This is a genomic window from Kitasatospora sp. NPDC034023, assembly GCF_055575795.1.
Genome location: NZ_JBVIRY010000037.1, coordinates 33,155 through 58,035, shown reverse-complemented (window position 1 = coordinate 58,035; position 24,881 = coordinate 33,155). Strand labels below are relative to the sequence as shown.

Below are 24,881 nucleotides of genomic sequence, written 5' to 3'. Positions count from 1 at the left end.
GATCGAACGAGCACGATCGACGAGCATAGACGCCCGTCCGCCGGGGTGCGGGGGCGATACCCTTACCCGGATGCGCCTTTGGGCTCTTGGGCTTCTATGGATAAACATTACCCCCCTAGGGTATGCCCGCGCCGTTCTCGCCGGGTCGTGGACCGGCGTGCGGAGCGCGCGTTCCGCATGCCTGGTCAGCGAGTTGCGGCCGCCTCGGCTGCTGAGGCGCAGTCCGCGACGGTCGGGTGAGACCGTGCGACGCCCGGCTGGTCGTTGCCGCTCCGGGCGCTGGGCGTGCCAGGGCTCTCCATACCCCGTGCGGGTATAGCGTGATCAGCGCCCATCGGAGCCCCACGGCACAGCCGTAGGCTCCGGCACCGGCACCACGGGAAGGCGGACCCTCATGCACGCGATCCTGCACGCGCTGTCCATCACCGGGTCGATGACCTGGGAGATCACCTGGGCCCTGATCCTCGGCTTCCTGCTCTCCGCCGTCGTCCAGGCCGTCGTCCGCAAGTCCACCGTCGTCCGGTTGCTCGGCGACGACCGCCCGCGCACCCTCGCCGTCGCCGCCGGTCTCGGCATGGCCTCCTCCTCCTGCTCGTACGCGGCTGTCGCGCTGGCCCGCTCGCTGTTCCGCAAGGGCGCGAACTTCACCGCCGCGATGGCCTTCGAGATCGCCTCGACCAACCTGGTCGTCGAACTCGGCGTGATCCTGGCCCTGTTGCTCGGCTGGCAGTTCACCGCGGCCGAATTCGTCGGCGGGCCGGTGATGATCCTGCTGCTCGCCGTCCTCTTCCGACTGCTGCTGCGGGACCGGCTGCTGCGCGAAGCCCGCGAACAGGCGGAGCACGGCCGGGCGGGGTCGATGGAAGGGCACGCGGCGATGGACATGTCGGTGGCCGGGGAGGGCTCCTTCGCCCGCCGACTGCTGTCCGGCCGGGGGCTGACCTCGGTCTCGCACGTCTTCGTGATGGAGTGGGCGGCGATCCTCAGGGACCTGGTGATCGGTCTGCTCATCGCCGGCGCCATCGCCGCCTGGGTGCCGGATTCCTTCTGGCAGGCCTTCTTCTTCGTCGACCACCCGCTCGCCGGCAAGCTCTGGGGCCCGCTGGTCGGCCCGCTGGTGGCGATCGCGTCGTTCGTCTGCTCGATCGGCAACGTGCCGCTGGCCGTGGTGCTCTGGAACGGCGGCATCAGCTTCGGCGGGGTGGTCGCGTTCATCTTCGCGGACCTGCTGATCCTGCCGATCCTGAACATCTACCGGAAGTACTACGGCCCCCGGATGGCGCTCTTCCTGCTCGGCACCTTCTACGTCGCGATGGTCCTCGCGGGGTACGCCGTCGAGTTCCTCTTCGGCGGCCTCGGCCTGGTGCCGGACCAGCGGGACGCGGAGATCCCGATGTCCGGCGTGGAGTGGAACTACACCACCTGGCTCAACATCGCCTTCCTGCTCCTGGCGCTGGGACTGCTCATCCGCTTCCTCCGCACCGGCGGCGCCGCGATGCTACGGATGATGGGCGGCGCCCCGGATGCGGGCGAGCACGCGGGTCACGACCACCACTGACAACACGTGCGCGAGAAGTCGGCCTGGCCGACTTCTCGCGCAGGGGCGTTCAGGCGTTGGGGATATCCCCGGTCTTGATGGAGGTGACGAAGGCCGTCCAGGCGTCGGTGGGGAAGGTGAGCGCCGGACCGTGGGGGTCCTTTGAGTCACGGACGGGAACGATGCCGCTGTTGAGGAACGCGACCTCAACACATGCGGATTGTCCGTTGCTGCGGCTGGACTTGAACCACGCCGCTCCTGTCAGGTCAACCGTGTCCATAGCTTCCTGCCACTTCGGAGATCAGCAGCTTTCGACGCCTGTTCACTGAGCGCGGACGACATGTGTGAGAAGTCGGCGTGGCCGACTTCTCACACAGAGGCGTTCAGGTGCTGGGGAGTTCGCCGGTCTTGATCGCGGCGACGAAGGCCGTCCAGGCGTCGGGGGGGAAGATGAGCGCCGGACCGTGGGGGTCCTTGGAGTCGCGGACCGGGACGATGTCAACGAAGCCGTCCGCGACCTCGACGCAGTTCCCCTGGTTGGCGCTGAACCTGCTCTTTCGCCAGATGGCGCGGTGCAGGTCCTGGCTGCTCTGGTCGATGATCATCACTCAAGTTCCTTTGCGATCTGCGCGATAAGCCGCCGTGACGGCGCAACGTCGAGTGCTGCTGCCCGCAGCCGATCAAACGCCTGATCATAGGCAGCGACGTCGTTATCTCGTTCGAGATAGAGGCTACTCGTCAGCGCCTCGGTGTACACCACGTCGAGATCTCCCCGAACAGGAAACTCCAGAGTCGCGAACGACCCATGGACGCCAGCGTGAGCCCCAGCAGAGAACGGCACTACCTGCAAGGTCACGTGTGGCTCGCGGGAGGCGGCGATGAGCTGCTGCAACTGCTTGGCCATGGTGGCTTGGCTGCCGATCAGGCGCCGGAGCGCGGCCTCATCCACGATCGCCCATAGCTTCAGCGGATTCTCTCGCCGAAGTGTCGCGTTCTGGCGAGCCAAACGCACATCGACCAGTGCGTTGATCTCGTCAGGTGTGGCGTCGGACTCAAGCTGTCGGATCAAAGCACGCGCGTAGTCGGCAGTCTGGAGCAGCCCCGGCACGAGCGACGACTCGAAGTTCCGAATCGCCACGGCTTCCGCCTCGAAGCTGATGAACGAAGCGTAGTGCTGCGTGATCACATCGGAGTAGGGCTGCCACCACACCCTGCGTTTGCCCTCGCGTGCCAACGTCGCGAGAGCTTCGCGGGTCTCGGGATCGCTGACCTGGTAGACGTCGAGCAGCATCCCGACCTCGTTCGCGCGCACGCCATAGCGGCCGTTCTCCAGCCGGCTGACCTTGGATTGGTGCCAGCCGAGCCGGGCCGACACCTCGTCAACCGTGAGGCGCAGGTCCTCCCGAATCTTCCGGAGCTTCGCACCCAGCATTCGGCGGCGCACCGTCGGCATTGCAGTCACGCTCCGGCCTCCCCTCATCGCGTTCTGTCGTTGCATCACAGTTTGGCGTGACGGACGGAGTGTCGTCACATCAGATTTGAAAGAGCATATGCGAATTGACGTTCAGGGTTGCGAGATGACATCCGCAAGGGGCATGCTACTTGGCGTAGTGAACCGAGCTACACAGCGTGATCTTCGCGGCTCATCGCTCGGGCATCCCTTTGCCCTCCGCCGCCCTTCGGATCGCGAACTTTCCCACCACTCCCGGAGGAGGCCCCGCCATGCCCGGAACGTTGGAGAAGCCGCCCGCTCCCACCAATCCGTACTCCTGGTGGCTGCCCAGGCACCACAAGTCCGCCGGCTTCGCCCGGCGGCTGCTCCGAACCTTCCTCACCAACCAGCTCGATGGTGAACGGTTCCTCGACACCGGCGAGTTGGTGCTCGGTGAGCTCGTCACCAACGCAGTCCTCCACGCCAAGACCCCGCCGGGGCGGCTCATCTTCATCTGGTTCGAGCTGTGCCCCGACTCGCTCCGCATCGAGGTGCACGACGCCGACGCCAACCGGCCGCCCGTGCCGCACCCCGCTGCCGAGTACGACGAGACGGGGCGCGGGCTCTGGCTGGTCTCCCAGCTGGCGTCCGGCTGGGGGTGCTGCCCGCGTGCGGGTGGCGTCGGCAAGGTGATGTGGGCGCTGATCGGTGGGGGCGCGCAGTGAGTGTCGAACTCCCCTTCCCCGTCATCGTCGAGATCAAGGGCGTTACGAAGGTCGCCACCTTCGCCAAGCTCGCCGACGCCCTCGACGCCATCCGGACCAGCCTGGCCCGGCTCCCGTTGGACGACGATCAGGCCGGCTACCTCGCCGACTACTTCTCCCCGGCCTCCGAAGCCCGAATCGCCCACCAGCTGGTCGAGTTCGGCGAGGTGCGTGCGATCGCCTTCATCGGCGTCGAGTCCGCCCACCCGATCTGCCTGTGCGCGACGGCCCCCGAGTGATCCGTCGCCCCATCTGGGCCCGCATCGAGATGTGGTGGTGCCTCAGTGCCCAGTTCTCCCGTCCGGTCCGGGCCGTCAGCCCCCGCCGCCAGGCCGCCCACGCCGAGATACAGCTCTGGGCGGCCACCCCGGGTAACCCGGAAGCCCTTCTCCGCTCGGTGCTCCGGCAAGCCGCCCGACACCCGTTCGGGTAAACGCCGGTGCCGGGCGATCCCGTGTGGATCGCCCGGCCCTGTTCGTGCGGGTGTTGCTCAGTGCTGGTGGGCGCCGGCCGCCTCGGTCGGGTGGGTGGGGGCGGTCGGGGTGCCGTTCGTCGTCACGGTGAAGGCCGCCGTGTGGACGGTGTCCTGGTGCTGGAAGTCCAGGAAGAGGCGGTAACTCCCGGTGCTCGGGGCGGTGGTGGTGAAGCCGATCTCCGGGCCCGGGGTGGTGGTGTCCGGGTGGACGTGGAGGTAGGCGAGGTCGCCGGCGCGGAGCGCGACGAGGTGGCCGTAGGCGCCGAGGTAGGGCTGGAGGTCGGTGACCGGCGTGCCGTCCTTGCTGACGTTCAGGGTGAGCCGGCCGCTTCGCCCGGGGGTGAGGTCGCCGCCGAGGGTGACGGTGTAGCCGTCGACGGTGACGGTTCGTCCGGCCTCCGGCAGCGGGGCCGGGCTCAGGTCGCCGGCGGCGTGCAGGTCGGCGCCGAGGGTGAGGCCTTCGGCGTCGCCGGCCGGGGTGAAGTCGGCGAAGACGCGGTACTCCCCTGCGGCGGGTACGGCGGTCGGGGCGCTCCAGGTGCCGTCGGCGGCGAGGGTCGGGTGCAGGTGCTGGAAGGTGGACAGGTCGCGCGGGGCGACGATCAGGTGCAGTTCCTTGTCGTGCTGCTGCTGGTAGGCGGTGACCGGCTTGCCGTTCGCGCCGAGGATCCGGAACCGCAGGTCGGTGGGGGAGCCGGCGGTGACGAAGGGGTTCTCGACGCTGAGCGTGTAGCCGCGTTCGGAGATCTGTAGCCCGCCCGGCAGGTGCTCGGCAGTCTGACCGGCGTCGTGATCCGCGTGGCCCGCGTGCCCGGCGGTGGCGGGCTTGGGGGAGGGGCCGCTGCCGGTGGCGTTGCCGACGCCGAGGGCGAGGCCGAAGGCGGCGGCGAGGACGGCGGTGAAGGCGGTGATGCGCAGCGCGGTGTTCATGGCGGGTTCTCCTCGGGCGGTCGTGTCGGCGGTCGTACGGACGGAACGGAAGGGGCTCAGGCGCGCATGAGCCGGGCGATGGCCTGGGAGGCCTCGGCGACCTTCGCGTCGGCTTCGTCGCCGCCGCCCGTGATGGCGTCGTGGACGCAGTGGGCGAGGTGGGAGTCGAGCAGTTGCAGTGCGACGGACTGGAGGGCTTTGGTGGCGGCCGAGACCTGGGTCAGTACGTCGATGCAGTAGGTGTCGGTGTCGACCATGCGCTGGAGGCCGCGGATCTGGCCCTCGACGCGGCGCAGTCTGCGCAGGAGCTGGTCCTTCTCGGTGCGGTAGCCGGCCATGTGGTCCTCCTCGGGATTCCGGCGGGGTGTGCGGGGGTGCAGGAGGCGCGGGGTTGCGCGGCCCCGGCTCGACACCCTCGAGTGAATACCCCCATGGGGTATCAAGTCAAGCAGTCGGGCGCCTCGAGAAATACCTGCCAGGGGTATCCACCGGGGCTTGCCCTCGATACCCCATGGGGGTATAAATGAACCCGGCACCGCCCGCTACCCCTCCTGGGTATGAAGGCCCGGCCGCCGAACGAACCGCACGACGACTGTGACGAGGAGCGACGATGACTACGCAGGCACCCGCCTCCGCGGAGGTGGAACTCTCGATCGGCGGAATGACGTGCGCCTCCTGCGCGGCCCGCATCGAGAAGAAGCTCAACCGGATGGACGGGGTCACCGCCAGCGTCAACTACGCCACCGAGAAGGCGAAGGTCTCCTTCGAGGACGGCGTCGAGGTCACCGACCTGATCGCCACCGTCGAGGCCACCGGCTACACCGCGGCGCTGCCCAAGCCCCCGGCCACCGACGGCCGGGCCGACGCCGGCGAGCCGGCCGAGCCGGCGGACGACCTGGCCCCGCTGCGCGCCCGGCTGTTCACCGCGCTGGCGCTCGCCGTGCCCGTGATCGCGATGGCGATGGTGCCGGCCCTGCAGTTCGACAACTGGCAGTGGCTGTCCCTGACCCTGGCCGCCCCGGTGGTCACCTACGCCGCCTGGCCGTTCCACCGCGCCGCCTGGACCAACCTCAAGCACGGCGCCGCGACGATGGACACCCTGGTCTCGCTCGGCACCGGCGCCGCGTTCCTGTGGTCGCTGTGGGCCCTGTTCTTCGGCGACGCCGGGATGCCCGGCATGCGCCACGGCTTCGAATTCACCATCGCCCGCAGCGACGGCGCGTCCAACATCTACCTGGAGGCGGCGGCCGGCGTCACCGCCTTCATCCTGGCGGGCCGCTACTTCGAGGCCCGCTCCAAGCGCACCGCCGGCGCCGCGCTCAAGGCGCTGCTGGAACTGGGCGCCAAGGACGTGACGGTGCTGCGCGGCGCGACCGAGGTTCGCATCCCGATCGCCGAACTCGCCGTGGGCGACCGCTTCGTGGTCCGGCCGGGCGAGAAGATAGCCACCGACGGCGTGGTGGTCGAGGGCGCCTCCGCGGTGGACGCCTCGATGCTGACCGGCGAGTCCGTCCCGGTCGAGGTCGGGGCCGGCGATCCCGTCACCGGTGCCACCGTCAACGCGGGCGGCCGACTGGTGGTCGAGGCCACCCGGGTCGGCTCGGACACCCAGCTGTCCCGGATGGCCAAGCTCGTCGAGGACGCGCAGAACGGAAAGGCCGCCGCGCAGCGCCTCGCGGACCGGATCTCCGCGGTCTTCGTGCCGATCGTGATCACCCTCGCGGTGGCCACCCTCGGCTACTGGCTGGGCACCGGCGAGGGCTGGACCGCCGCCTTCACGGCAGCAGTGGCCGTGCTGATCATCGCCTGCCCGTGCGCCCTCGGCCTGGCCACCCCGACCGCGCTGCTGGTCGGCACCGGCCGCGGCGCCCAGCTCGGCATCCTCATCAAGGGCCCGGAGGTCCTGGAGTCCACCCGCAAGGTCGACACCATCGTCCTCGACAAGACCGGCACCGTCACCACCGGCCAGATGACCCTGCTCGCCGTCCACACCGCCGGCACCACCACCGAGGCCGAGGTGCTGCGCCTGGCCGGCGCCCTGGAGCACGCCTCAGAGCACCCGATCGCCCGGGCCGTCGCCAACGCCGCCGCCCAAGCCGGCGAACTGCCCGCCGTCGAGGGCTTCGAGAACGTCCCGGGCCTGGGCGTCCAGGGCGTGGTGGACGGCCATGCGGTGGTGGCCGGCCGGGAGGCGCTGCTCAACGAGTGGTCGCAGTACCTCCCGGAGGGCCTGGCCGAGGCCAAGCGCACCGCCGAGGCCGCCGGCCGTACGGCGATCGCGGTCGGCTGGGACGGTGAGGCGCGGGCCGTCCTGGAGGTCGCCGACGCGGTCAAGCCGACCAGCGCCGAGGCGATCCGCAAGCTGCGCGAACTGGGCCTCACCCCGGTGCTGCTGACCGGCGACAACCGGCTGGTCGCCGAGGCCGTGGCGGCCGAGGTCGGCATCAAGCCGGAGCATGTGATCGCCGAGGTCATGCCCCAGGACAAGGTCGACTCCGTCAAGCGGCTGCAGGCCGAGGGCAAGGTCGTCGCGATGGTCGGCGACGGCGTCAACGACGCCGCGGCCCTCGCCCAGGCCGACCTGGGCCTGGCGATGGGCACCGGCACCGACGCCGCGATCGAAGCCGGCGACCTCACCCTGGTCCGCGGCGACCTGCTGGCCGCGGCGGACGCCATCCGGCTCTCCCGCAAGACCCTCGGCACCATCAAGAGCAACCTGTTCTGGGCCTTCGGCTACAACGTCGCCGCGCTGCCGCTGGCCGCCGCCGGGCTGCTCAACCCGATGATCGCGGGGGCGGCCATGGCCTTCTCCTCGGTCTTCGTGGTCGGCAACAGCCTCCGGCTCCGCCGCTTCCGCTGAGTCCGACTCCTGCGGGCGAGGCCCCGGAACCGACACCGGTTCCGGGGCCTCGGTGCGTCCGGGGCCGCCGGGCTGCCGGGCCGCCGGGTCTCGGGGCTGCCGTTACGCACCGTAGCGGGGGGCGATGGCCGGCCGACTCCTCCCAGGTGGGCGCTTCCTCCCGTTCCGGCCTGTTCTTGAAGGGTGTTTTGCGTTCACTTGGGGTAGCGCTCACCAAAGTCCTACCCTGTCGCGACCGGACCGAGATGTGACGCTCCGACACTTGTTAGGCAAGCCTTCCCTGCCCTAGGTTCTGGTGTCGCCAGCCCGGTCCCCCGCGTCGATCGCGGGCCCGTACGGCCGACCCCCGCCACCCTCGGAGGACCCTCACCATGCCCGGAACCACCCTGCCCGGCACCGTCCGACCCCTCGCGGCCCTGTCCCTCCTCGCCGCCTGCGCGCTCGCCCTCACCGCCTGCGGCAGCAGTGGCTCCGGGAACACACCCACGGACTCCGGCACGGCGTCGGCCGGCCAGACCATCACCGTCTACAGCGGCCAGCACGAGCAGACCGTCAAGGCCCTCACCGAGGACTTCACCAAGCGCACCGGCATCAAGGTCGAGCTGCGCTCCGGCGACGAGGCCGAGCTCGCCAACCAGATCCTCCAGGAGGGCGGCGCCTCCCCGGCCGACGTCTTCTACGCCGAGAACCCGCCCGCACTCACCGTCCTCGGCGACAAGGGCCTGCTCTCCAAGGTCGCCCCCGACACCCTCAAGTCCGTTCCGGCCGCCGACAGTTCCGGCAACGGCGACTGGGTCGGCATCTCCGCCCGCACCTCCGCCTTCCTGGCCGGCACCGGCAAGGGCGCCGACACCGCGCCGCCCGCCTCGGTGCTCGACCTGGCCAAGCCCGAGTGGAAGGGCCGCCTGGGCATCGCCCCCGGCGAGACCGACTTCGCCCCCGTCGTGACCCAGGTCCTCAAGGCCAAGGGCGAGGACGCCGCCAAGCAGTGGCTCAAGGGCCTCAAGGACAACGCCAAGGTCTACGACAGCAACGAGGACCTCTCCGCCGCGATCAACAGCGGCGAGGTCGAGGGCGGCGTCATCGACCACTACTACTTCTACCGGATGCGCGACGAGAAGGGCGCCGCCGAGACCCACGCGACCCTGCACTACTTCCCCAAGGGCGACCCGGGCTCGCTGGTCGACGTCTCCGGCGCCGGCGTCCTCAAGCACGGCAAGCACCAGGCCGCCGCCCAGGCCTTCCTCGGCTACCTCGCCTCCGCCCCGGCCCAGACCGTCATCGCCGACTCCGCCAGCTACGAGTACCCGCTGGTCCCCGGCGTCCAGGGCAAGCCCGAACTGCCCGCCCTGGACGGCCTCGGCACCGTCGCCGACCCGGCCCAGCTCGGCGACGGCAAGCAGGCCCTGGCCCTGCTGCAGGACGCCGGACTGCTCCAGTGACATTCCCCCGCGACCCGCTTCGCGCCAAGGGCCCGTCCCCGCTCCGGCGGTGGCGGGCCACCGGCCTGCTCGCACCCGTCGCCGTCGCCGTCGTCGCGGTTGTCGCCTCGCCGCTCGGCTTCGTCATCGCCCAAGCCGCCCAAGCCGGTTGGGGTCAGACCCGGCGGCTGCTCGGCCGCCCGCTGATCGCGACCCTGCTCGGGCACACCCTCGGCCTGGCCGCCGCCGTCACCCTCGCCACCGCCGTCCTCGGCTTCGGCGCCGCCTACCTGGTCGAACGCACCACCATTCCCGGCCGCCGCGCCTGGACCGTCGCGCTCGCCCTGCCGCTCGCCGTACCGGAGTTCGTCCGCGGCTACTCCTGGGTCTCGCTGTTCCGCTCCGTCCACGGCTACTGGGGCGCGGTCCTGGTGATGACCTGCTCGCTCTACCCCCTGGTCTTCCTCCCGGTCGCCGCCGCCCTGCGGCACGGCGACGCCGCCGCCGAGGAGGTCTCCCGCTCGCTCGGCCGCGGCCGGCTCGCCACCCTGTGGCGAGTCACCCTCCCGCTCACCCGGCCCGCCCTGGCCGGCGGCGTCCTGCTCGTCTCGCTCTACCTGCTCGGCGAGTACGGCGCCTTCGCGATGCTGCGCTACACCACCTTCGCCACCGCCGTGTTCACCCAGTACAAGCTCGGCTTCGACGCGGCCTCCGCCTCCCTGCTCACCCTGGTGCTGGTCGGACTCGCCCTGCTGCTCGTCGCCCTCGAGGCCTGGGCCGGCCGCCAGGCCCGGATCACCCGGGACGGCGCCCTCGCCCGCCCCGCCGTACCCGTACGCCTCGGCGGCTGGACGCTCCCGGCCCTGGTCGCACTGGCCACGCTGGTCGGCGTCTCGCTCGGCGTGCCGCTGTACGCGCTGGCGTACTGGCTGGTCAAGGGCAGCTCCACCACCCTGCCCTCCGCCTCCGTCCTCGGTGCCACCCTCGCCACCCTCGGGTACGCCCTCGGCGCGGCCCTGGTCGCGACGGTCTGCGCCATCCCCGTCGCCCTGTACGGCTGGCGGCGCGGCACCCGGCCCGCCCGCGCCGTCGAGCGGATCGCGTACCTCACCCGGGCGCTGCCCGGCATCGCGGTCGCCCTCTCGGTGGTGTTCTTCGCCGTCCGCTGGGCCCAACCCCTGTACCAGCAGCCGCCGATGCTCATCCTCGGGTACGTCCTGCTGTTCTTCCCCCTCGCCCTGACCGCGGTACGCGCCGCCCTCGCCCAGGTACCGCCCGGCGTCGAGGAAGCCGCCCGCTCGCTCGGCACCCGGCCCCTCGCCGTCCTCGGCCGGGTCACCCTGCCACTGGTCCTGCCCGGCCTCGGTGCCGCCGTCGCCATGGTCGGCCTCACCGCCTCCACCGAACTCACCGCCACCCTGCTGCTGCGCCCGACCGGCACCCAGACCCTGGCCACCCAGTTCTGGGTCTACACCAGCGGCCTCGCCTACGGGGCGGCCGCGCCGTACGCGGCGCTGATGGTGGCACTGTCCGTCCCCTCCGTCCTGCTGCTGACCCGTCGAAGCCTAGGGAGCACCCGATGACCGGGTTGTCCGTCGTCGACCTGCACGCCGCCCACGGGCGCAGCCCCGTCCTGCACGGCATCGACCTGACCGTGCCGGACGGCGCCCTCGCCTGCGTCCTCGGCCCCTCCGGCTGCGGCAAGTCCACCCTGCTGCGCGTACTGGCCGGCTTCCATCCGGCCGCCGCCGGGCAGGTCGTGCTGCACGGCCGCGTCCTGGACGACGGCCGCAGCCGGCTCGCCGCCGAACGCCGGGGCATCGGCCTCGTCCCGCAGGACGGAGCCCTGTTCCCGCACCTGAGCGTCGCCGCCAACATCGGCTTCGGACTGCCGCGTTCGCAGCGCCGTGCCCGGGTCGAGGAGCTGCTGGAGCTCGTCGGCCTGCCCGGCCTCGGCGAACGCCGCCCGCACCAGCTCTCCGGCGGCCAGCAGCAACGCGTCGCCCTGGCAAGAGCGTTGGCGCCCCGCCCCCGACTCCTGCTGCTCGACGAGCCGTTCGCCGCCCTGGACGCCGCGCTGCGGGCCGAACTGCGCCGCGAAGTCGCCAGTACCCTGCGGCAGTCCGGCACCACGGCGGTCCTGGTCACCCACGACCAGGACGAGGCGCTCTCCTTCGCCGACACCATTGCCGTGCTGCGGGATGGCCGGATCGCCCAGTCCGGCAGCCCCGACGAGCTCTACCACCGCCCGGCCGACGCCGCCGTCGCCGGCGTCCTCGGCGAGGCGAACCTCATCCCCGCCGAGGCCGGGGGAGTCGACGCCCGCACCGCCTTCGGTGTCCTCCCGCTCGCCACCCCCGCCTCCGGAAGTGCCCTCGCCCTGCTCCGCCCCGCCCAACTCCGCCTCACCGCCACACCGGTGGCGGGCGCCGTCCCGGCCAAGGTGCTCGGCAGCGACTTCCGTGGCCACGACCACCGGGTCGAACTGCGACCCGAGGCCGTCGACCTGCCGGACGGCCTGATCGCTTCCGCCGACCGCCCGTGGCCGGTCGGCGGCGAGGCGTACGTGAGTGCGGTCGGCCCGGTCCACGTCCTGCCGGAGGCCTGATCGGGCCTCGACCCGGGCCGCCTTCGGCGCGGTGAACGACGCGGCCGACCTCCGCTGAGCAGACGGGCGGCCCTACGGCTCCTCCGGCAGCTCGACCGCCTGCCAGCGGTAGGCCGCGTCCTCCTGCCACACCTGCAACTCGCCCTCCACCACCGCCGCCAGGCAGAGCCGCCAGTCGTCGCCCATCGCGAGCGCGACGCGGGTGGCCGGGCGCAGGGTCGGCCGCCACCAGCGCGGCCGGCGGGAGGCGCCGCCGGCCGGCAGCCGCAGCCGTACGCCGCCCGCACCGGCCAGCGCGATGGTCGGGCCGCCGCGGTGGCCCGCCATGGCGATGCCGAGGGAGGGCTCGCCGTCGCCGATCTCGGTGCCCGGCCCGGCGGTGCCGAGGGTGTGCAACTGGACGGAGCCGTCGGGTCGCAGGGTGGCGGCCTGCGATCCGGCGGAGGTGCGGGCCAGTGCCCCGGCGCGCGGCGCGCCGTTCGGGCCGAGCGGGGCGGGCGGTTCGGCGGAACCGGGCCGCCAGCTCAGGACCCGGCCGCGGTGCTCGACCAGGACCAGCCACCAGCCGGGCCGCTCCTCGACGGCCGCGAGCACCCGGTCGGCGGGGCAGCCGGGCAGCTCCTGGCCGGTGAGGGTGAGGCCGGGGGCCCAGCGGTAGGAGCGCAGCGCGCCGCCGACGGCCGTCCAGACCGTCATCTCCCCGGCCGGACCGACCGCTCCGGCCAGCCCGTTGACCCCGCGCGCGGCCTCCCACCAGCCGGCCGACGTGCCGATCCACAGGGTGTTGCCGCGGTCCTCGGCGCAGACCACCAGCTCGCCCTGGCGTCCCGCCCAGCCGGCCATCAACTCCCGTACGGCGCCCGGCCCCTGGCCGGTGGGCAGTCGGTGCCCGGCGCGGCCGGGGCCGGCCAGCGCGGTGCCGTCACCACCACCGGTGACCACCAGGGGGCGCCCGGCCCGGTCGGGCAGGACGGCCAGGCCGGCGGTGCGGGCCACCGGCCGGTGGGCGCGGAGCAGTTCGCGGCCGCGGCCGGCCCACGGGCCGAGCGGGGAGGGGCGGCGTTCCGGGGCGCGGGCCAGCGGCTCGCACGCCCAGCGCGCCAGCTCCTCGCCGTAACCGGCCGCGAGCAGTTCGGCGCGGGCCTGTTCGGCGGCGAGCCGGTGGTCGAGCCGGCCGTGGTCGGGCAGCAGCAGGGTGCGGGCGAGGGTGCCGACCGCGAACAGGTCCTTGGCGGTGGTCGGGAAACCGCCGACCTGTTCGGCCTCCGGCGGGACGTGCCCGGGGGTGAACACCGCGACGGTCAGGGTGTGGTCGAGCGGGGCGAGGAAGGTCAGGTCGATCAGCTTGACGTTGCCCTGGCCGTCCACCAGGACGTTGGCGGGGGAGATGTCGCGGTGCACCCAGCGCTTGCGGTGCAGCTCGTCGACGATCCGGCAGAGCCCGGCCAGGACCTCGGCCACCGCCGCCGGACCGCCGCGCTGGGAGCGGGCCCAGGTGTGCAGCGGCACGCCCTCGACCCAGGGCGAGATCTGGTAGCCCAGCAGCGCGCCGGAGGGCACCGCGCCGGGCCGGTGCGGGGAGGGGCCGAGCAGGAAGCTGGGCACCACCAGGTCGGTGACGTCCAGCCGGTGCGCGTTGTGCGAGACGTCGTCCCAGCGCCCGAGCCAGCGCCGGACCTCGGAGGGATCGCGCTCCAGCATGATCTTCGCGGCGACCAGCTCCTTGCGGCCGTTGTGGCCGGTGCGCACCGCCCGCCACACCTCGGCCTCGCCGCCCCGGTGGTGGAATTCGAGGAGTTCGTACTGCTCGGGGTCGAACTCCGGCCCGAACCGGAGCCCGGGTACCCAACGAGACTCGGACACAGGACCCCCGACGCTTCTGACCGCTCGACGCTGACCGCTCGACGCTTCCGACTGCTCGGCGCTTTTGACCGCCCGCCGCTTCCGACCGCAGTTGACGCGCTTGTTCACGTCCTGCTGACGCGTTGCCCAGGATAGTGCTCTTCGCTGTTCGTCTGTCCGACCGAGGGCCTATTCTGATGGCGCCCGAGCAACATCACGACACAACGTCAACTCATGATCGGTCGAACCTCATTGATCATGGAGTGGGCGACATCCTGACACAGGGGGACGGTGCATGGCGCTGCTAGCGGTGCTGCTGATCGTGGTGGCACTGGCCGGAGCGGCCGCCGTCGTACTGGCGCGCCGCCGACGGGCCCTGGACGCCGCGACGGTGACGAAAGCCCTGGCCACGGCCGCCGAACGGCTCGCCGCCGGCAAGGCCGCCCAGGCCCGGCGCCGCTACGCCCGGCTGGCGAAACAACTGGCCGCCGGGCCCGCGGAACTGGGCCCGCAGCGCGGCCTCGCGCTGATCGGCCAGGCCGAGGCCACCCTCCCCACCGGCGACCAGCAGGCCACCCTCGCCCTGCACCGCGAGGCCTTCCCACTGCTCCCCGACCCGGCCCGCCAACTGCCCCGGTGGAGCCTGCGCCTCCTCGCCGAGGAACGGATACAGGCCCCGGACGGCGACCTGGGACCGCTGCTCGCCTTCCTCCAGGCCACCGCCGCCGGCGCCGAGCCCGGCGAGGAGACCGACGCCGCCGCCCGCACCCTCGACTGGCTGCAGCGCCGGTGCCGCGACGGCGCCCCCGGGCAGCGCGACGACGCCACCGCCCGCGCCCTCGCCGCCCTGCCCGGCCGCGACTGGCCGGTGCTCGCCCGCGCCGCCCTGCTCCGCGACACCGACCGGGCCGCCGAGGCCGAGGCCCTGCTCGCCGCCGCGGCCCCCGCCGGCAGCGGCGAACTCTGGTTCCGCTGGGGCGCCCAGCTGTACACCCTGCACCGGGACGAACCCGCCATCGCGGCCTTCGACGAGGCGCTGCGGCGCGACCCCGGCGAGCCCTCGCCATGGGGACGCGGCCCGGCGCTGCGCACCGACAGCCTGCTCTTCCGCGGCCTGGCCCGGCAGCGGCTCGGCGCCACCGGGACCGCCTGGACCGACTTCGCGTCCGCCACCGTCGAGAACCCGACCGACCCCCGCCCCCGCTACGCCCTCGGCCGGCTCGCCCTGCTGCTCGGCGCCGACGACCAGGCCCGGGAACAGTTCACCGCCGCCCTGACCGTCCAACCCTCCTTCGCCCCGGCCCGGTTCGGCCTCGCCCTGGTCCACGAACGGGCCGAGCGCCCCGCCGAGGCCGCCGCCGACTACCGCGCCGGCCTCGGCCAGGCCCCCGACTGGCGCCCCGCCCGGGTCCGGCTCGGCGCCGCCCTGCTCGCCGCCGGGCAGGCCGAGGAGGCCCAGCCGCTCCTGCGCGCCGAATCCGACACCGAACCCGGCTCCCGCTGGACCCGGATCGCCGCCTTCCACCACGGCCTCGCCCTCGCCCGCACCGACGACCCGGCCGGCGCCCTCGCCCGCTGGGAACCCCTGGACGACGCGGACCTGCGCGAGCGCCAGGCCCTGGCCCGCGACACGCTCGCCCGCACCCGCCTGGCCACCGACCCGGTCGCCGCCCGCGCACTCTGGCAGCGGGCCACCGCCGAACACCCCGCCGCCCCCGGCTACCGCACCGCGCTGCGCGAAGCCGCCCTGCGCGAGGCCGCCCACCTGCTGGTCACCGGCCGCGACCGCCCCGGGCAGCGCGAGCGCGCCACCGCCGCGCTCGCGCTCGCCGACACCCTGCCCGGCGCCCTCACCCACCGGCAGGCCCGGCTGCGCGCCGCCCTCGCCCTCGCCGAGGGCACGCCGGAGACGGTCACCACCCTGCTGGACGCCGCCGGCGGCCTGCGCGACCGCTACCACCTGGCCGCCGTCGCCCTGCTGGCCGGCCGCCCGGCACAGACGATCGCCCTGCTCGGCCCGCCCGACCCGACCGGCGACCCGGCGATCGCCCGGCTGCGCGCCCTGCTCGCCGAACGGGCCGGCAACTGGGCCGCCGCACTGGACTGGTACCGACACTTCCTGACCGCAGGCACCGCCCCTTCCCCGGGCACCGCCCCGTCGGGTTCAGCGGAGGCCGCCGGCGACTGCGCGGTCTGCGACCGGCCCACCACCGGCTCCTGCGGCGGCTGCGGCCGCGAGGCCTGCACCGACCACCTGCACACCCCCGACGGCGCCGGCTCACCCCGCTGCGTCCGCTGCGCCGGCCCCGCGCTGCGCGCCGTCCTGGACTGCGCCCGCCGCGTCGGCACGCCCGAGCAGGCCGAACCCGTCCTCGCCGCCTGGGCGGCGGCGCTCGGCGACAGCGCCGCCGCCGCGCCCGTCCGGCTCGACCTCGCCCTGCTGCGCGCCGAACTCGGCCGCCACGACGAGGCGCTGGCCGAACTACCGCCGGACGCCACCGCCGTCCGCGCCGCCGTCCTGGTCCGCCGGGCCGGCGCCGCCCTCGCCGCCGAACAGCCCGGACGGGCCGCGGGGGACCTGCGCCAGGCCCTCGCCCTCGCCCCCGTTCACCCGCAGGCGGCGGGCACCCTGGTCCTGCTCGCCGAGCACGAGGCGCACCAGCACGCCACCGAGGGCCGCCACCGCGAGGCCTGGGAGGCCTACCGCGAGCTGCTGCTCAAGGACCCGGCCCACCCACGGCTGCTGCACGCCCTCGGCCTGGCCGGCTACCGCCTCGCCGCCGCGTCCGCCGCCGCCTCCGCCGCCGCCGACGACGCCACCACCGCCTCCGGGACAGCGGACGAGGAGGTCTGGGCCTGGACGCTCGGCTGCCTGGTCGCCGCCCTCTACCAGCCCGAGCTGTGGGCCGAGTCCGCCCGGATCACCGGCCGCACCGCCGAACCGCAGCGGCTGGCCGCCGCCCGTACCGGGCTCATCGACCGCCTCCGGGACGACCTGCGCGCCGTCGACCGGGCCGCCGGCCGCAGCGGCGACGAGGTGAGCGCCTGGACGCTGCTCCTCGGCATGGAGGCCCACAGCGCCGACGCCTTCGCCGGCGAGGACGTCCGAATAGCCCTGCCCGGCCGCCCCGCCCGCCGCCTGACGGCCGGCCCCACGCTCGACCGGCTGCTCCGCGCCGAGCCCGAACTCGCCGCCTGGGGCGAGGCCTTCGAGCAGGCCGTCCGGGCCTGGCGGCGGCCCGCCGGCCCCGACGCCCCCGCGCCCACCCGCGCCCTCGCCCTGTTCGGCGTCCTCGGCCCGCAGCGCTACCTGCAGCTGCAGGGCCGGCAGGCGGCCGCCGTCGCCGCCCTGGACGCGGTGGCAGAGAGCGAGCGCGGCGAGGGCTGGCAGGCGCTGCTCGGCGAGTCCCTGGTCAGCCAGGCCCGCGAGCACCACCGCAACCAGGACTGGCGCGAGGCCCTGGACTGCCTCACCCGCGCCCGTTCCGTCCCCGGCGCCGTCCTGCCCGCCGACGCCGCCGCCATCGCCGCCGAGTCCGGCGTGCGGGCCGCCCGCGCGCTGCTCAAGAAGACCGTCGACGACCAGCCCGGCGCGGCCGAGCTGCTGGAGAAGGCGTTCGCGCTGGCCCCCGACGACCCGGAGGTGCGCGGCGACCTCGGCGCCACCTACGCCCAGTGGGCCCGCAAGATCAACAACGAGGACAAGGACTACACCCGCGCCCTCGACCTGCTGCAGAAGAGCATGGAGCTCGTCCCCGGCGACCCGACCGCCCGGCACTTCCTGGAAGCCGCCCTCGGCAACCGGGCCGGCCAGCTCAGCCGCCCCGAATCGACCGACGCGGAGCTCGAGGAGGCCGCCGACGCCTGGCGGAAGCTGATCGACCTCAACTCCGACCCGGACCACAGGCTCGGCCTCGCCTTCGTGCTGCGCCAACTCGCCCGCTCCGCCGCCTTCGCCGACGACCGCGTCCGCGCGGTGCGGCGGATGGCCGAGGCGCTGGACGCCGACCCGGAGTGGGACGGCGACGTCGAGCGCGAGGCCCCGCGCCGGGTCGCGGTGATGCTCGCCAACCACGTGCTGGACGCCATGCAGGACAAGCCGTTCACCGCCCAGGCCGCCATGCTGCAGAAGGCCAAGTCCTACGACGACTCGACCGACATCCGCCGCCTGATGGTCAGCGTCTGGCGCGGCGAGGCCATCGGCCACTACGAGGCCCGCCGCTACCCCGAGGCGATCCGGCTGCTGGAGGAGGCGGTCAGCCTCTCCGACACCCCGGAGGACACCGGCAAGCTGCACCGCGAACTGGGCATCGTCTGCGGCTCGTTCGCCGTCCAGCGGGCCAACGCCCGCCAGCTGCGGGAGGCCCGCGACCTGGCCCGCAAGGCCGTCGAGTACAGCCCGGAGGACACGGAGCTGCGAGCGATGCAGCGACGGATCAACTCGCTCTACTGACCACCCCGACCGGCGGCAACCGCAGGGCAGTTGCCGTCGTCCTAGACCGTGCGCGCCACCGGCCCGTCCGACCGTCGTCCCAGCCGTACCGATCGACCGGCCGTACCGATCGACCTGCTGCACCGAGCGTCCCCGTCGTACCGATCGACCCCGTCGCCGTGAGGAGAGAGACCGCCCGCCATGCCACTGCCTGAACCGTCGCCGTACGAGGTCCTGGGCATCCCGCTCACGGCCGGTGTGCGCGAGATCAACCTCGCCGTCGGACCGGCGATGCGCACGGCCCGCTACACCCGCCAGCAGATCCAGGAGGCCGCCGCGCTGCTGCGGAACCCGGACCGGCGGCTGGAGTCGGACCTCCAACAGCCTCTCCCGCCGGAGCCCGTCGGCCAGGCCGCCGAACTGCTCGCGCCCGCCCTCGCCGAACCGCTGCTGGTGATCGAGCGCCCGCCGCTGCCGCCTGTCCCCGCCCTGCTGGCCCTGCACCGTGCCGAGCTGGCTGCCGACTTCGCCGAGCCCGCCCCGGGCGGCGCCGACCCCGAACCGCCCGTCCCCGCCCGCTACGCGGCCGACCTGTCCGTGCTGCCGCAGATCGAGGTACCCGAGTGACCGACGCAACGACCGCATCCCTGCTCGACGGCCATCAGCGGCTGGAGCTCCCCACTGGCGTCGAGGATGTCGACCTGGAGCAGAAGTTCGGCCAACTGCTCTTCCGGGCATCCCTGTTGGGGAACAAACTGGCCGAGCAGCGGCAGACCGCCCGGGCCGAGCAGCGCGAACTGCTGGGCATCCTGGTCGACGTGGACGACGCGCTCGCCGCCCTCGGCCTGGACCGCGAACTGGTCGCGCTCGGGCGCGGCGAGGGCATCGAGGCCACCCGGCGACGGCTGCTCGGCCGGCTCGCCAAGGCCAAGGTCCGCCCGATGCGGCTGGAGGGCATGACGGCGGACCCGGATCTGGCCGAGATCGTCGGCGTCGAGGCCCGGCCGGGGGTGGCACCGGAGACGGTGGTGCGGACGGTCGTCACCGGGTTCTTCTGGGAGAACGAAGTGCTGCGGCGGGCCCAGGTTGTGGTCGCCGCACCGGAGTCGGAGCAGGAGCCCGCCGTGCCCGTGGCACCCGCCGAGCCGGACGTGCCCGTGGCACCCGCCGAGCCGGCCGTGCCCGAGGCACCCGCCGAGCCGGCCGTGCCCGAGGCACCCGCCGAGCCGGCCGTGCCCGAGGCACCCGCCGAGCCGGACACGCCCGAGGCAGTGTCGCCCGACAGCGCCGACGCCAGTACGCCCGAATCCGCCGCCGCACCAGCCGTCCGCGCCCAGCCCAAGGCGGCCCCGCCCCGGGCCCGTCGCAAGGTCACGGTCGCGGGCAAGCGGGCCAAGCGCAAGAAGTAGCCAGAACCACGAGGGGCAAGAGGGGAACGACATGTACCGCACACTCGGCATCGACCTGGGCACCACCAACTCCGTGGTCGCCCACCTGCGCCGGGGCGAGCCGGAGATCATCTTCAACCGGCAGAACCAGGAGGCCACGCCCTCCGTGGTCGGCAGCGGCCGCAAGGGCGAGCTGCTGGTGGGCTCCACCGCGCGCGGCCGGGTCGCCATCGACGGCGCCAACGTGATCCGCTCGGTCAAGCGCTTCATGGGCCGCAAGTTCAAGGACCCGCAGGTCCAGGCCGCCCTGAAGGAGGTCGACTACAAGGTCACCGCGGGCACCGACGGCGACGTCAACGTCTGGTTCAACGGCCGCTCCTACACGCCGATCGAGATCTCCGCGATCATCCTGCACCGGCTCAAGGAGGACGCCGAGCAGCGCTTCGGCGAGCCCTTCCCCCGGGCCGTCATCACCGTCCCCGCCTACTTCGGCGAGCGGCAGGTCGCGGCCACCCAGGAGGCGGGCCGGATGGCCGGCCTGCACGTGCTGCGGATCATCAACGAGCCGACCGCGGCGGCGCTCGCCTACGGGATCACCTCGGAGGCGGGCGACGAGGGCAAGACCGTACTGGTCTACGACCTCGGCGGCGGCACCTTCGACATCTCCATCCTGCTGCTGGTGCCCGGCTCGGTCTCGGTGCTCGGCATCGAGGGCGACAACCTGCTCGGCGGCGACGACTTCGACCGCGCGATCACCACCGCGCTGCTGGAGGACATCCGCGAGGAGTACGGCTCGGACTACCAGCCCGACCTGCGCGACCGCCCGAAGATCGCCTCCACCGCCGAGACCATCAAGATCGAGCTGTCCAACCAGGAGTCCTCCGAGGTCATCCTGCCCGGCCTCGGCGCCGGACAGCTGGTGCTGGAGACGGAGTTCGAGCGCGCCCGCTTCGAGGAGCTGATCGAGGCCCAGATCGAGCGCACCATCGAGCTGACCCACAAGGCCATCATGCAGGCCAACCTGACCGTCGGGGACATCGACGAGGTGGTGCTGGTCGGCGGCTCGACCGCGATCCCGCTGGTCGCGCGGCGGCTCGGCGAGGTGTTCGGCCCCCGCCGGATCCGGCGCGGCGTCAACCCGATGCAGTGCGTGGCGCTCGGCGCGGCCGTGCAGTCCGCGCTGGTCGGCGAGGTGGAGTGCCCCGAGTGCCGGGCCCCCGGCGACCTCTCCGCCTCTAACTGCGCCAACTGCGCGACCTCCCTGCTCGGCGGCGACCGGGTCTCCTGCCCGACCTGCCACATCCCGGTCCACTCCGAGGCCGCCGACTGCCCCAAGTGCGGCCAGGACATGGCCGGTTCGGGCGCCGGCGGCACGGCCATCCCGAAGCAGGCGCAGGCCGCCACCGTGGTGCGCAGCGACAACTGCCCGCGCTGCGGCACCCCGGCCGCGCCCGGCGTCACCGCCTGCGAACTGTGCGGCGAGGCACTCAACTCGGCGGCCCCCGGCCAGACCAAGGTGATCTCCACCGCCGCCGAGGACGTCGGCCTGCGCTGCGCCTCCTGCGGCCAGGTCAGCCCGCCAGGCAGCGAAATCTGCACCGGCTGCGGGGAGTTGATGCAGGTCACCAACCCCTTCGACATCACCCCGAAGAACCTCGGCATCGAGCTCAACGACGGCCGCCTCGCCGTCATCATCCCCAAGAACTCCAGCTACCCGACCAGTTCGCCGGTCAGCCGGGAGTTCGTGGTCTCCGGCAGCGGCCGCCAGCGGCTGGAGATCGCGGTCTACGAGGGTGAACACGAGATCGCCCAGCAGAACGAGCTGATCGGCCACCTCACCCTGCGCCTGCCCGAGGGCCTCGGCGGCCGCACCCCGGTCGACGTCTCCTTCGGCCTCGACCGCGACCGCACCATCACCCTGTCCGTACGGATCCAGGGCGGCGCGGAGAAGACCGTCAAGCTGGAGCGGGTCACCCTGGACCCCGAGCTGAAGGTCCAGGTCGAGGAGCAGCAGCGGCAGATCGAGACCTTCACCGACCGCTGGGGCGGCGAGCTGACCGAGGCCGAGATGCGCGAGGCCCAGCGGCTGATGGACGCCCTGGACGACCTGGCGGCCGGCCAGACCCGCGGCCAGTCGGTGGACGAGGCGCTGGAGCGGGCCCAGCGCCAGCTCAAGGCCCAGCGCTGGGTGCGCGGCTCGGAGGCGTACCTGAGCCTGTTCATCCACTACTGCGAGAAGCACCTCGACCCGAGCGACCTGGACCGGCTCCGGTCGGTCTCCGCCGAGCTGCGGCTGCGCCGCGAGGCCGCCGACTGGGAGGGCGCGATGCGCGCGGCCCAGCGCGCGGACGAGCTGTGCGACGCGCTCGGCCACACCATGCGGATGCTCACCATGTGCAACGTCTACGTGACCCAGAACATGGTCTCGCCCGCCCTGGGGCAGCTGATCATGGCCGAGCTGCGGGGTCTGGACGCCGCGGTGGAGGCGCCCAACATGGAGGAGGTCAACAAGCACATGTCGAACCTGCTGGCCCTGTACGCGCAGGCGCAGCGCGAGCTCGGAAGTGAGCCGGCCGCCGAGTCGCTCGGCCCGGTGCGCCCGGAGGAGGCGGGGCCGCGATGAGCGCCGTGGCGGACCTCGAGGTGCCCTGCCCGCTGTGCAAGGTCGCGGCGGACCCGCAGAGTCTGTGCTGCCCGTCCTGCCGGGAGGACCTGTCCGCGCTGTTCCGGCTGCGTTACGCCGGTCGGATCGATTACAACCGGGCGCTGGAGGCCCTGGCGGCCGGTGACGAGGCGACGGCGCGGTTCCGGCTGCGCGGCGCCCTGGAGGCGGAGCCGGGGCTGCATCCGGCCCGGGAGCTGCTGGAATCACTGAGCGTGGCTGGGCCCGCCGGGCCCGCGCCGGCGGGGCGGGACGGCGACACGCCCTCTGAGTGACCAATTCGGACGCTCCCGGCCTGCCGTCGAGTTCGATCGGTGCGAGTGTGATCGTCACACGGATGTTCGCCACCCTCACAAGGAGTGACGCAATGCGTCTTCGCACCTACCTCGCCGCCCCGGCCCTCGCCGCGGTGTGCGTGCTCGCCGGTGCCGGTACCGCCGCCGCCGACGCCAACGCCCATGGTGTCGCCGTCGGCTCGCCGGGTGTCCTGTCCGGCAACGTGATCCAGATCCCGATCCACATCCCGATCAACGTCTGCGGGAACTCGGTCAACCTGTTCGGCATCGCCAACCCGGCCATCGGCAACACCTGCGTCAACGCGTGACCCGAGCACTGGGGCCGTCCGTCGAGCACGACGGACGGCCCCAGCGCTGTGCCCGGCTCGCGTCGTGCCCGGCTCACGTCGTGTCGTGCGCGGGTACCCCCGTTCGGGGGTGGCGGGGTGGCCCGTGGACCGGGACCATGGTCCCCGACCCGCCCCGCCGTACCCAGGAGTCACCACGTGCCGACCACGCCGACCCCGCGCAGCTACGCCTCCGGCACCTCGGACGTCCCGCTGCTCGGCGACACCATCGGGGAGAACCTCGACCGCGCGGTACGCGCCTTCCCCGACCGCGACGCCCTGGTCGACCGCCCCACCGCCCGCCGCTGGACCTACGCCGAACTCGCCGCCGACGTTGACGCCCTGGCCCTCGGCCTGCTGGAACTCGGCATCGCCAAGGGCGACCGGGTCGGCATCTGGGCACCCAACTGCCCCGAGTGGACACTCACCCAGTACGCCACCGCCAAGCTCGGCGCGGTCCTCGTCACGGTCAACCCCGCCTACCGCGCGCACGAGTTGGAGTACGTGCTGAACCAGGCCGGCATCCGTTTGCTGGTCGCCGCCGATCGGTTCAAGACCTCCGACTACGCCGCGATGGTCGAGGAAGTCAGGCCACGCTGCGCCGAGTTGGAGCGCGTGCTGCTGATCGGCAGCCCGGCCTGGGACGACACACTCGCCGCAGGCCGACAAGCCACCCCGGCGCTGGCCGCGGAATTCGCGGAACGCCAGGGCGAGTTGGCCCCCGACGACCCGATCAACATCCAGTACACCTCGGGGACCACCGGATTCCCCAAGGGTGCGACCCTGTCGCACCACAACATCCTCAACAACGGGTACTTCGTCGGCGAGCTGCTCAACTACACCGAGCAGGACCGGATCTGCATCCCGGTGCCCTTCTACCACTGCTTCGGCATGGTGATGGGAAACCTGGCCGCCACGTCGCACGGCGCCTGCATGGTTATCCCGGCCCCCTCCTTCGAACCCGGCGCCACCCTGGCCGCCGTCGCCGCCGAGCGCTGCACCTCGCTGTACGGCGTGCCGACCATGTTCATCGCCGAACTCGCCGACCCCGACTTCGAGCGCCACGACCTCGGCAGCCTGCGCACCGGCATCATGGCCGGCTCACCCTGCCCGAGCGAGGTGATGAAGGAGGTCATCGGGCGGATGGGCATGGCCGAGGTCTCCATCTGCTACGGCATGACCGAGACCTCGCCGGTCTCCACCCAGACCCGGGTCGACGACTCGGTCGAGCGCCGGGTCTCCACCGTCGGCCGGATCGGCCCGCACCTGGAGGTCAAGGTCGTCGACCCGGCCACCGGCCGCACCGTCCCGCGCGGCGAGCCGGGCGAACTGTGCACCCGCGGCTACTCCGTCATGCTCGGCTACTGGAACGAGCCCGAGCGCACCGCCGAGGCCGTCGACGCCGCCCGCTGGATGCACACCGGGGACCTCGCGGTGATGGACGAAGACGGCTACCTCGCCATCACCGGGCGGATCAAGGACATGGTGATCCGCGGCGGCGAGAACCTCTACCCGCGCGAGATCGAGGAGTTCCTCTACACCCACCCGGACATCCTCGACGTCCAGGTCATCGGCGTCCCCGACCCGAAGTACGGCGAGGAGCTGATGGCCTGGGTCCGGATGCGCGAGGGCGCCGAACCGCTCACCGCCGAGGCCGTCCGGGCGTACTGCACCGGCCGGCTCGCGCACGTCAAGATCCCGCGCTACGTGCACGTGGTCGAGGAGTTCCCGATGACGGTGACCGGGAAGATCCGCAAGGTCGAGATGCGGGAGGCGGCGCTGCGGATCCTGGGGCTGTAACGCCCCGGGGCGGTGGTGCGTCGGGCCGGTGGTTGCGTCGGGCCGGTGGTGCGTCGCATGGCGGGGCGGCGCGTGCCGGTGGTGTGCGCTCGTCCGGGTGGGTGGAAG

The 24,881-nt window shown here is 73.1% G+C and carries 20 protein-coding genes; 14 read left to right on the top strand and 6 right to left on the bottom strand.

Features of this window, described 5'->3' with window-relative positions:
- Positions 1-394: 394 nt before the first annotated feature.
- Positions 395-1,558: a permease gene (locus ACZ52R_RS35470; RefSeq protein ID WP_465754845.1), complete on the top strand. Its 1,164-nt coding sequence runs from the start codon at positions 395-397 to the stop codon at positions 1,556-1,558.
- A 49-nt stretch (positions 1,559-1,607) separates the two neighbouring features.
- Here ACZ52R_RS35470 and ACZ52R_RS35465 read toward each other — a convergent pair whose 3' ends face one another.
- From ACZ52R_RS35465 to ACZ52R_RS35455, 3 genes are all read right to left on the bottom strand, one after another.
- On the bottom strand, positions 1,608-1,817 hold the full coding sequence (locus ACZ52R_RS35465) for a DUF397 domain-containing protein (protein ID WP_465661966.1): 210 nt from the start codon (positions 1,815-1,817) through the stop codon (positions 1,608-1,610).
- A gap of 103 nt (positions 1,818-1,920) precedes the next feature.
- Positions 1,921-2,142, bottom strand: coding sequence for a DUF397 domain-containing protein (locus ACZ52R_RS35460; protein WP_465661968.1), 222 nt, complete (start codon positions 2,140-2,142; stop codon positions 1,921-1,923).
- Positions 2,142-2,990 carry a helix-turn-helix domain-containing protein gene (locus tag ACZ52R_RS35455; protein WP_465662039.1) on the bottom strand — a complete coding sequence of 283 codons (849 nt, stop codon included), beginning with the start codon at positions 2,988-2,990 and terminating at the stop codon, positions 2,142-2,144. Before ACZ52R_RS35455 ends, ACZ52R_RS35460 begins: the two co-directional genes overlap by 1 nt.
- A 269-nt stretch (positions 2,991-3,259) precedes the next feature.
- On the opposite strand from ACZ52R_RS35455, the gene ACZ52R_RS35450 reads away from it, so the two are divergent.
- Complete coding sequence (locus tag ACZ52R_RS35450) at positions 3,260-3,694, top strand: ATP-binding protein (RefSeq protein ID WP_465754844.1); 435 nt, start codon at positions 3,260-3,262, stop codon at positions 3,692-3,694.
- Positions 3,691-3,972 carry a hypothetical protein gene (locus ACZ52R_RS35445; protein WP_465754843.1) on the top strand — a complete coding sequence of 94 codons (282 nt, stop codon included), beginning with the start codon at positions 3,691-3,693 and terminating at the stop codon, positions 3,970-3,972. The genes ACZ52R_RS35450 and ACZ52R_RS35445 overlap by 4 nt, the downstream gene beginning before the upstream one ends.
- 251 nt (positions 3,973-4,223) lie before the next feature.
- Here the strand turns inward: ACZ52R_RS35445 and ACZ52R_RS35440 are convergent, their stop codons facing one another.
- Positions 4,224-5,138 (bottom strand): hypothetical protein, encoded by a 915-nt coding sequence (locus tag ACZ52R_RS35440; RefSeq protein ID WP_465754842.1) that lies wholly within the window; start codon positions 5,136-5,138, stop codon positions 4,224-4,226.
- Positions 5,139-5,194: 56 nt separating this feature from the next.
- Positions 5,195-5,476: a metal-sensitive transcriptional regulator gene (locus ACZ52R_RS35435; protein ID WP_465754841.1), complete on the bottom strand. Its 282-nt coding sequence runs from the start codon at positions 5,474-5,476 to the stop codon at positions 5,195-5,197.
- Positions 5,477-5,748: 272 nt separating this feature from the next.
- Here ACZ52R_RS35435 and ACZ52R_RS35430 point away from each other — a divergent pair, with 272 nt between their 5' ends.
- From ACZ52R_RS35430 to ACZ52R_RS35415, 4 genes are all read left to right on the top strand, one after another.
- Positions 5,749-7,998 (top strand): heavy metal translocating P-type ATPase, encoded by a 2,250-nt coding sequence (locus ACZ52R_RS35430; RefSeq protein ID WP_465754840.1) that lies wholly within the window; start codon positions 5,749-5,751, stop codon positions 7,996-7,998.
- A gap of 371 nt (positions 7,999-8,369) precedes the next feature.
- Positions 8,370-9,440, top strand: a complete 1,071-nt coding sequence (locus ACZ52R_RS35425; protein ID WP_360492067.1) for an iron ABC transporter substrate-binding protein — start codon at positions 8,370-8,372, stop codon at positions 9,438-9,440.
- A complete protein-coding gene (locus tag ACZ52R_RS35420; protein ID WP_465754839.1) occupies positions 9,437-11,002 on the top strand; it encodes an ABC transporter permease in 1,566 nt (521 codons plus the stop codon). The genes ACZ52R_RS35425 and ACZ52R_RS35420 overlap by 4 nt, the downstream gene beginning before the upstream one ends.
- Entirely contained in the window at positions 10,999-12,027 is a 1,029-nt protein-coding gene (locus ACZ52R_RS35415; protein ID WP_465754838.1) for an ABC transporter ATP-binding protein, read from the top strand. Before ACZ52R_RS35420 ends, ACZ52R_RS35415 begins: the two co-directional genes overlap by 4 nt.
- Before the next feature lie 72 nt (positions 12,028-12,099).
- Here ACZ52R_RS35415 and ACZ52R_RS35410 read toward each other — a convergent pair whose 3' ends face one another.
- Positions 12,100-13,890 (bottom strand): protein kinase domain-containing protein, encoded by a 1,791-nt coding sequence (locus tag ACZ52R_RS35410; RefSeq protein ID WP_465754837.1) that lies wholly within the window; start codon positions 13,888-13,890, stop codon positions 12,100-12,102.
- Positions 13,891-14,164: 274 nt separating this feature from the next.
- Between ACZ52R_RS35410 and ACZ52R_RS35405 the strand changes: the two genes are divergently transcribed.
- The 7 genes from ACZ52R_RS35405 (at position 14,165) to ACZ52R_RS35375 (ending at position 24,773) form a co-directional block, all read left to right on the top strand.
- Entirely contained in the window at positions 14,165-18,322 is a 4,158-nt protein-coding gene (locus ACZ52R_RS35405; RefSeq protein ID WP_465754836.1) for a CHAT domain-containing protein, read from the top strand.
- A 180-nt stretch (positions 18,323-18,502) separates the two neighbouring features.
- On the top strand, positions 18,503-18,928 hold the full coding sequence (locus tag ACZ52R_RS35400) for a hypothetical protein (RefSeq protein ID WP_465617349.1): 426 nt from the start codon (positions 18,503-18,505) through the stop codon (positions 18,926-18,928).
- Complete coding sequence (locus ACZ52R_RS35395) at positions 18,925-19,710, top strand: nucleotide exchange factor GrpE (RefSeq protein ID WP_465754835.1); 786 nt, start codon at positions 18,925-18,927, stop codon at positions 19,708-19,710. The genes ACZ52R_RS35400 and ACZ52R_RS35395 overlap by 4 nt, the downstream gene beginning before the upstream one ends.
- Before the next feature lie 31 nt (positions 19,711-19,741).
- Positions 19,742-22,312 (top strand): Hsp70 family protein, encoded by a 2,571-nt coding sequence (locus ACZ52R_RS35390; RefSeq protein ID WP_465617353.1) that lies wholly within the window; start codon positions 19,742-19,744, stop codon positions 22,310-22,312.
- Positions 22,309-22,626 carry a hypothetical protein gene (locus ACZ52R_RS35385; protein WP_465617355.1) on the top strand — a complete coding sequence of 106 codons (318 nt, stop codon included), beginning with the start codon at positions 22,309-22,311 and terminating at the stop codon, positions 22,624-22,626. The genes ACZ52R_RS35390 and ACZ52R_RS35385 overlap by 4 nt, the downstream gene beginning before the upstream one ends.
- Positions 22,627-22,718: 92 nt before the next feature.
- Positions 22,719-22,955, top strand: a complete 237-nt coding sequence (locus ACZ52R_RS35380; protein ID WP_465617357.1) for a chaplin — start codon at positions 22,719-22,721, stop codon at positions 22,953-22,955.
- Between the two features lie 177 nt (positions 22,956-23,132).
- Positions 23,133-24,773 (top strand): AMP-binding protein, encoded by a 1,641-nt coding sequence (locus ACZ52R_RS35375; RefSeq protein WP_465754834.1) that lies wholly within the window; start codon positions 23,133-23,135, stop codon positions 24,771-24,773.
- The last annotated feature ends 108 nt before the right edge of the window (positions 24,774-24,881 follow it).

Excerpts from the sequence above, each read along its gene's own strand:
- ACZ52R_RS35455 (WP_465662039.1), bottom strand. The coding sequence starts at position 2,990 with ATGCCGACGGTGCGCCGCCGAATGCTGGGTGCGAAGCTCCGGAAGATT.
- ACZ52R_RS35430 (WP_465754840.1), top strand. The coding sequence starts at position 5,749 with ATGACTACGCAGGCACCCGCCTCCGCGGAGGTGGAACTCTCGATCGGC.
- ACZ52R_RS35390 (WP_465617353.1), top strand. The coding sequence starts at position 19,742 with ATGTACCGCACACTCGGCATCGACCTGGGCACCACCAACTCCGTGGTC.
- ACZ52R_RS35415 (WP_465754838.1), top strand. The coding sequence starts at position 10,999 with ATGACCGGGTTGTCCGTCGTCGACCTGCACGCCGCCCACGGGCGCAGC.
- ACZ52R_RS35425 (WP_360492067.1), top strand. The coding sequence starts at position 8,370 with ATGCCCGGAACCACCCTGCCCGGCACCGTCCGACCCCTCGCGGCCCTG.
- ACZ52R_RS35405 (WP_465754836.1), top strand. The coding sequence starts at position 14,165 with ATGGCGCTGCTAGCGGTGCTGCTGATCGTGGTGGCACTGGCCGGAGCG.
- ACZ52R_RS35400 (WP_465617349.1), top strand. The coding sequence starts at position 18,503 with ATGCCACTGCCTGAACCGTCGCCGTACGAGGTCCTGGGCATCCCGCTC.
- ACZ52R_RS35470 (WP_465754845.1), top strand. The coding sequence starts at position 395 with ATGCACGCGATCCTGCACGCGCTGTCCATCACCGGGTCGATGACCTGG.
- ACZ52R_RS35385 (WP_465617355.1), top strand. The coding sequence starts at position 22,309 with ATGAGCGCCGTGGCGGACCTCGAGGTGCCCTGCCCGCTGTGCAAGGTC.
- ACZ52R_RS35465 (WP_465661966.1), bottom strand. The coding sequence starts at position 1,817 with ATGGACACGGTTGACCTGACAGGAGCGGCGTGGTTCAAGTCCAGCCGC.
- ACZ52R_RS35460 (WP_465661968.1), bottom strand. The coding sequence starts at position 2,142 with ATGATCATCGACCAGAGCAGCCAGGACCTGCACCGCGCCATCTGGCGA.
- ACZ52R_RS35380 (WP_465617357.1), top strand. The coding sequence starts at position 22,719 with ATGCGTCTTCGCACCTACCTCGCCGCCCCGGCCCTCGCCGCGGTGTGC.
- ACZ52R_RS35450 (WP_465754844.1), top strand. The coding sequence starts at position 3,260 with ATGCCCGGAACGTTGGAGAAGCCGCCCGCTCCCACCAATCCGTACTCC.
- ACZ52R_RS35435 (WP_465754841.1), bottom strand. The coding sequence starts at position 5,476 with ATGGCCGGCTACCGCACCGAGAAGGACCAGCTCCTGCGCAGACTGCGC.
- ACZ52R_RS35440 (WP_465754842.1), bottom strand. The coding sequence starts at position 5,138 with ATGAACACCGCGCTGCGCATCACCGCCTTCACCGCCGTCCTCGCCGCC.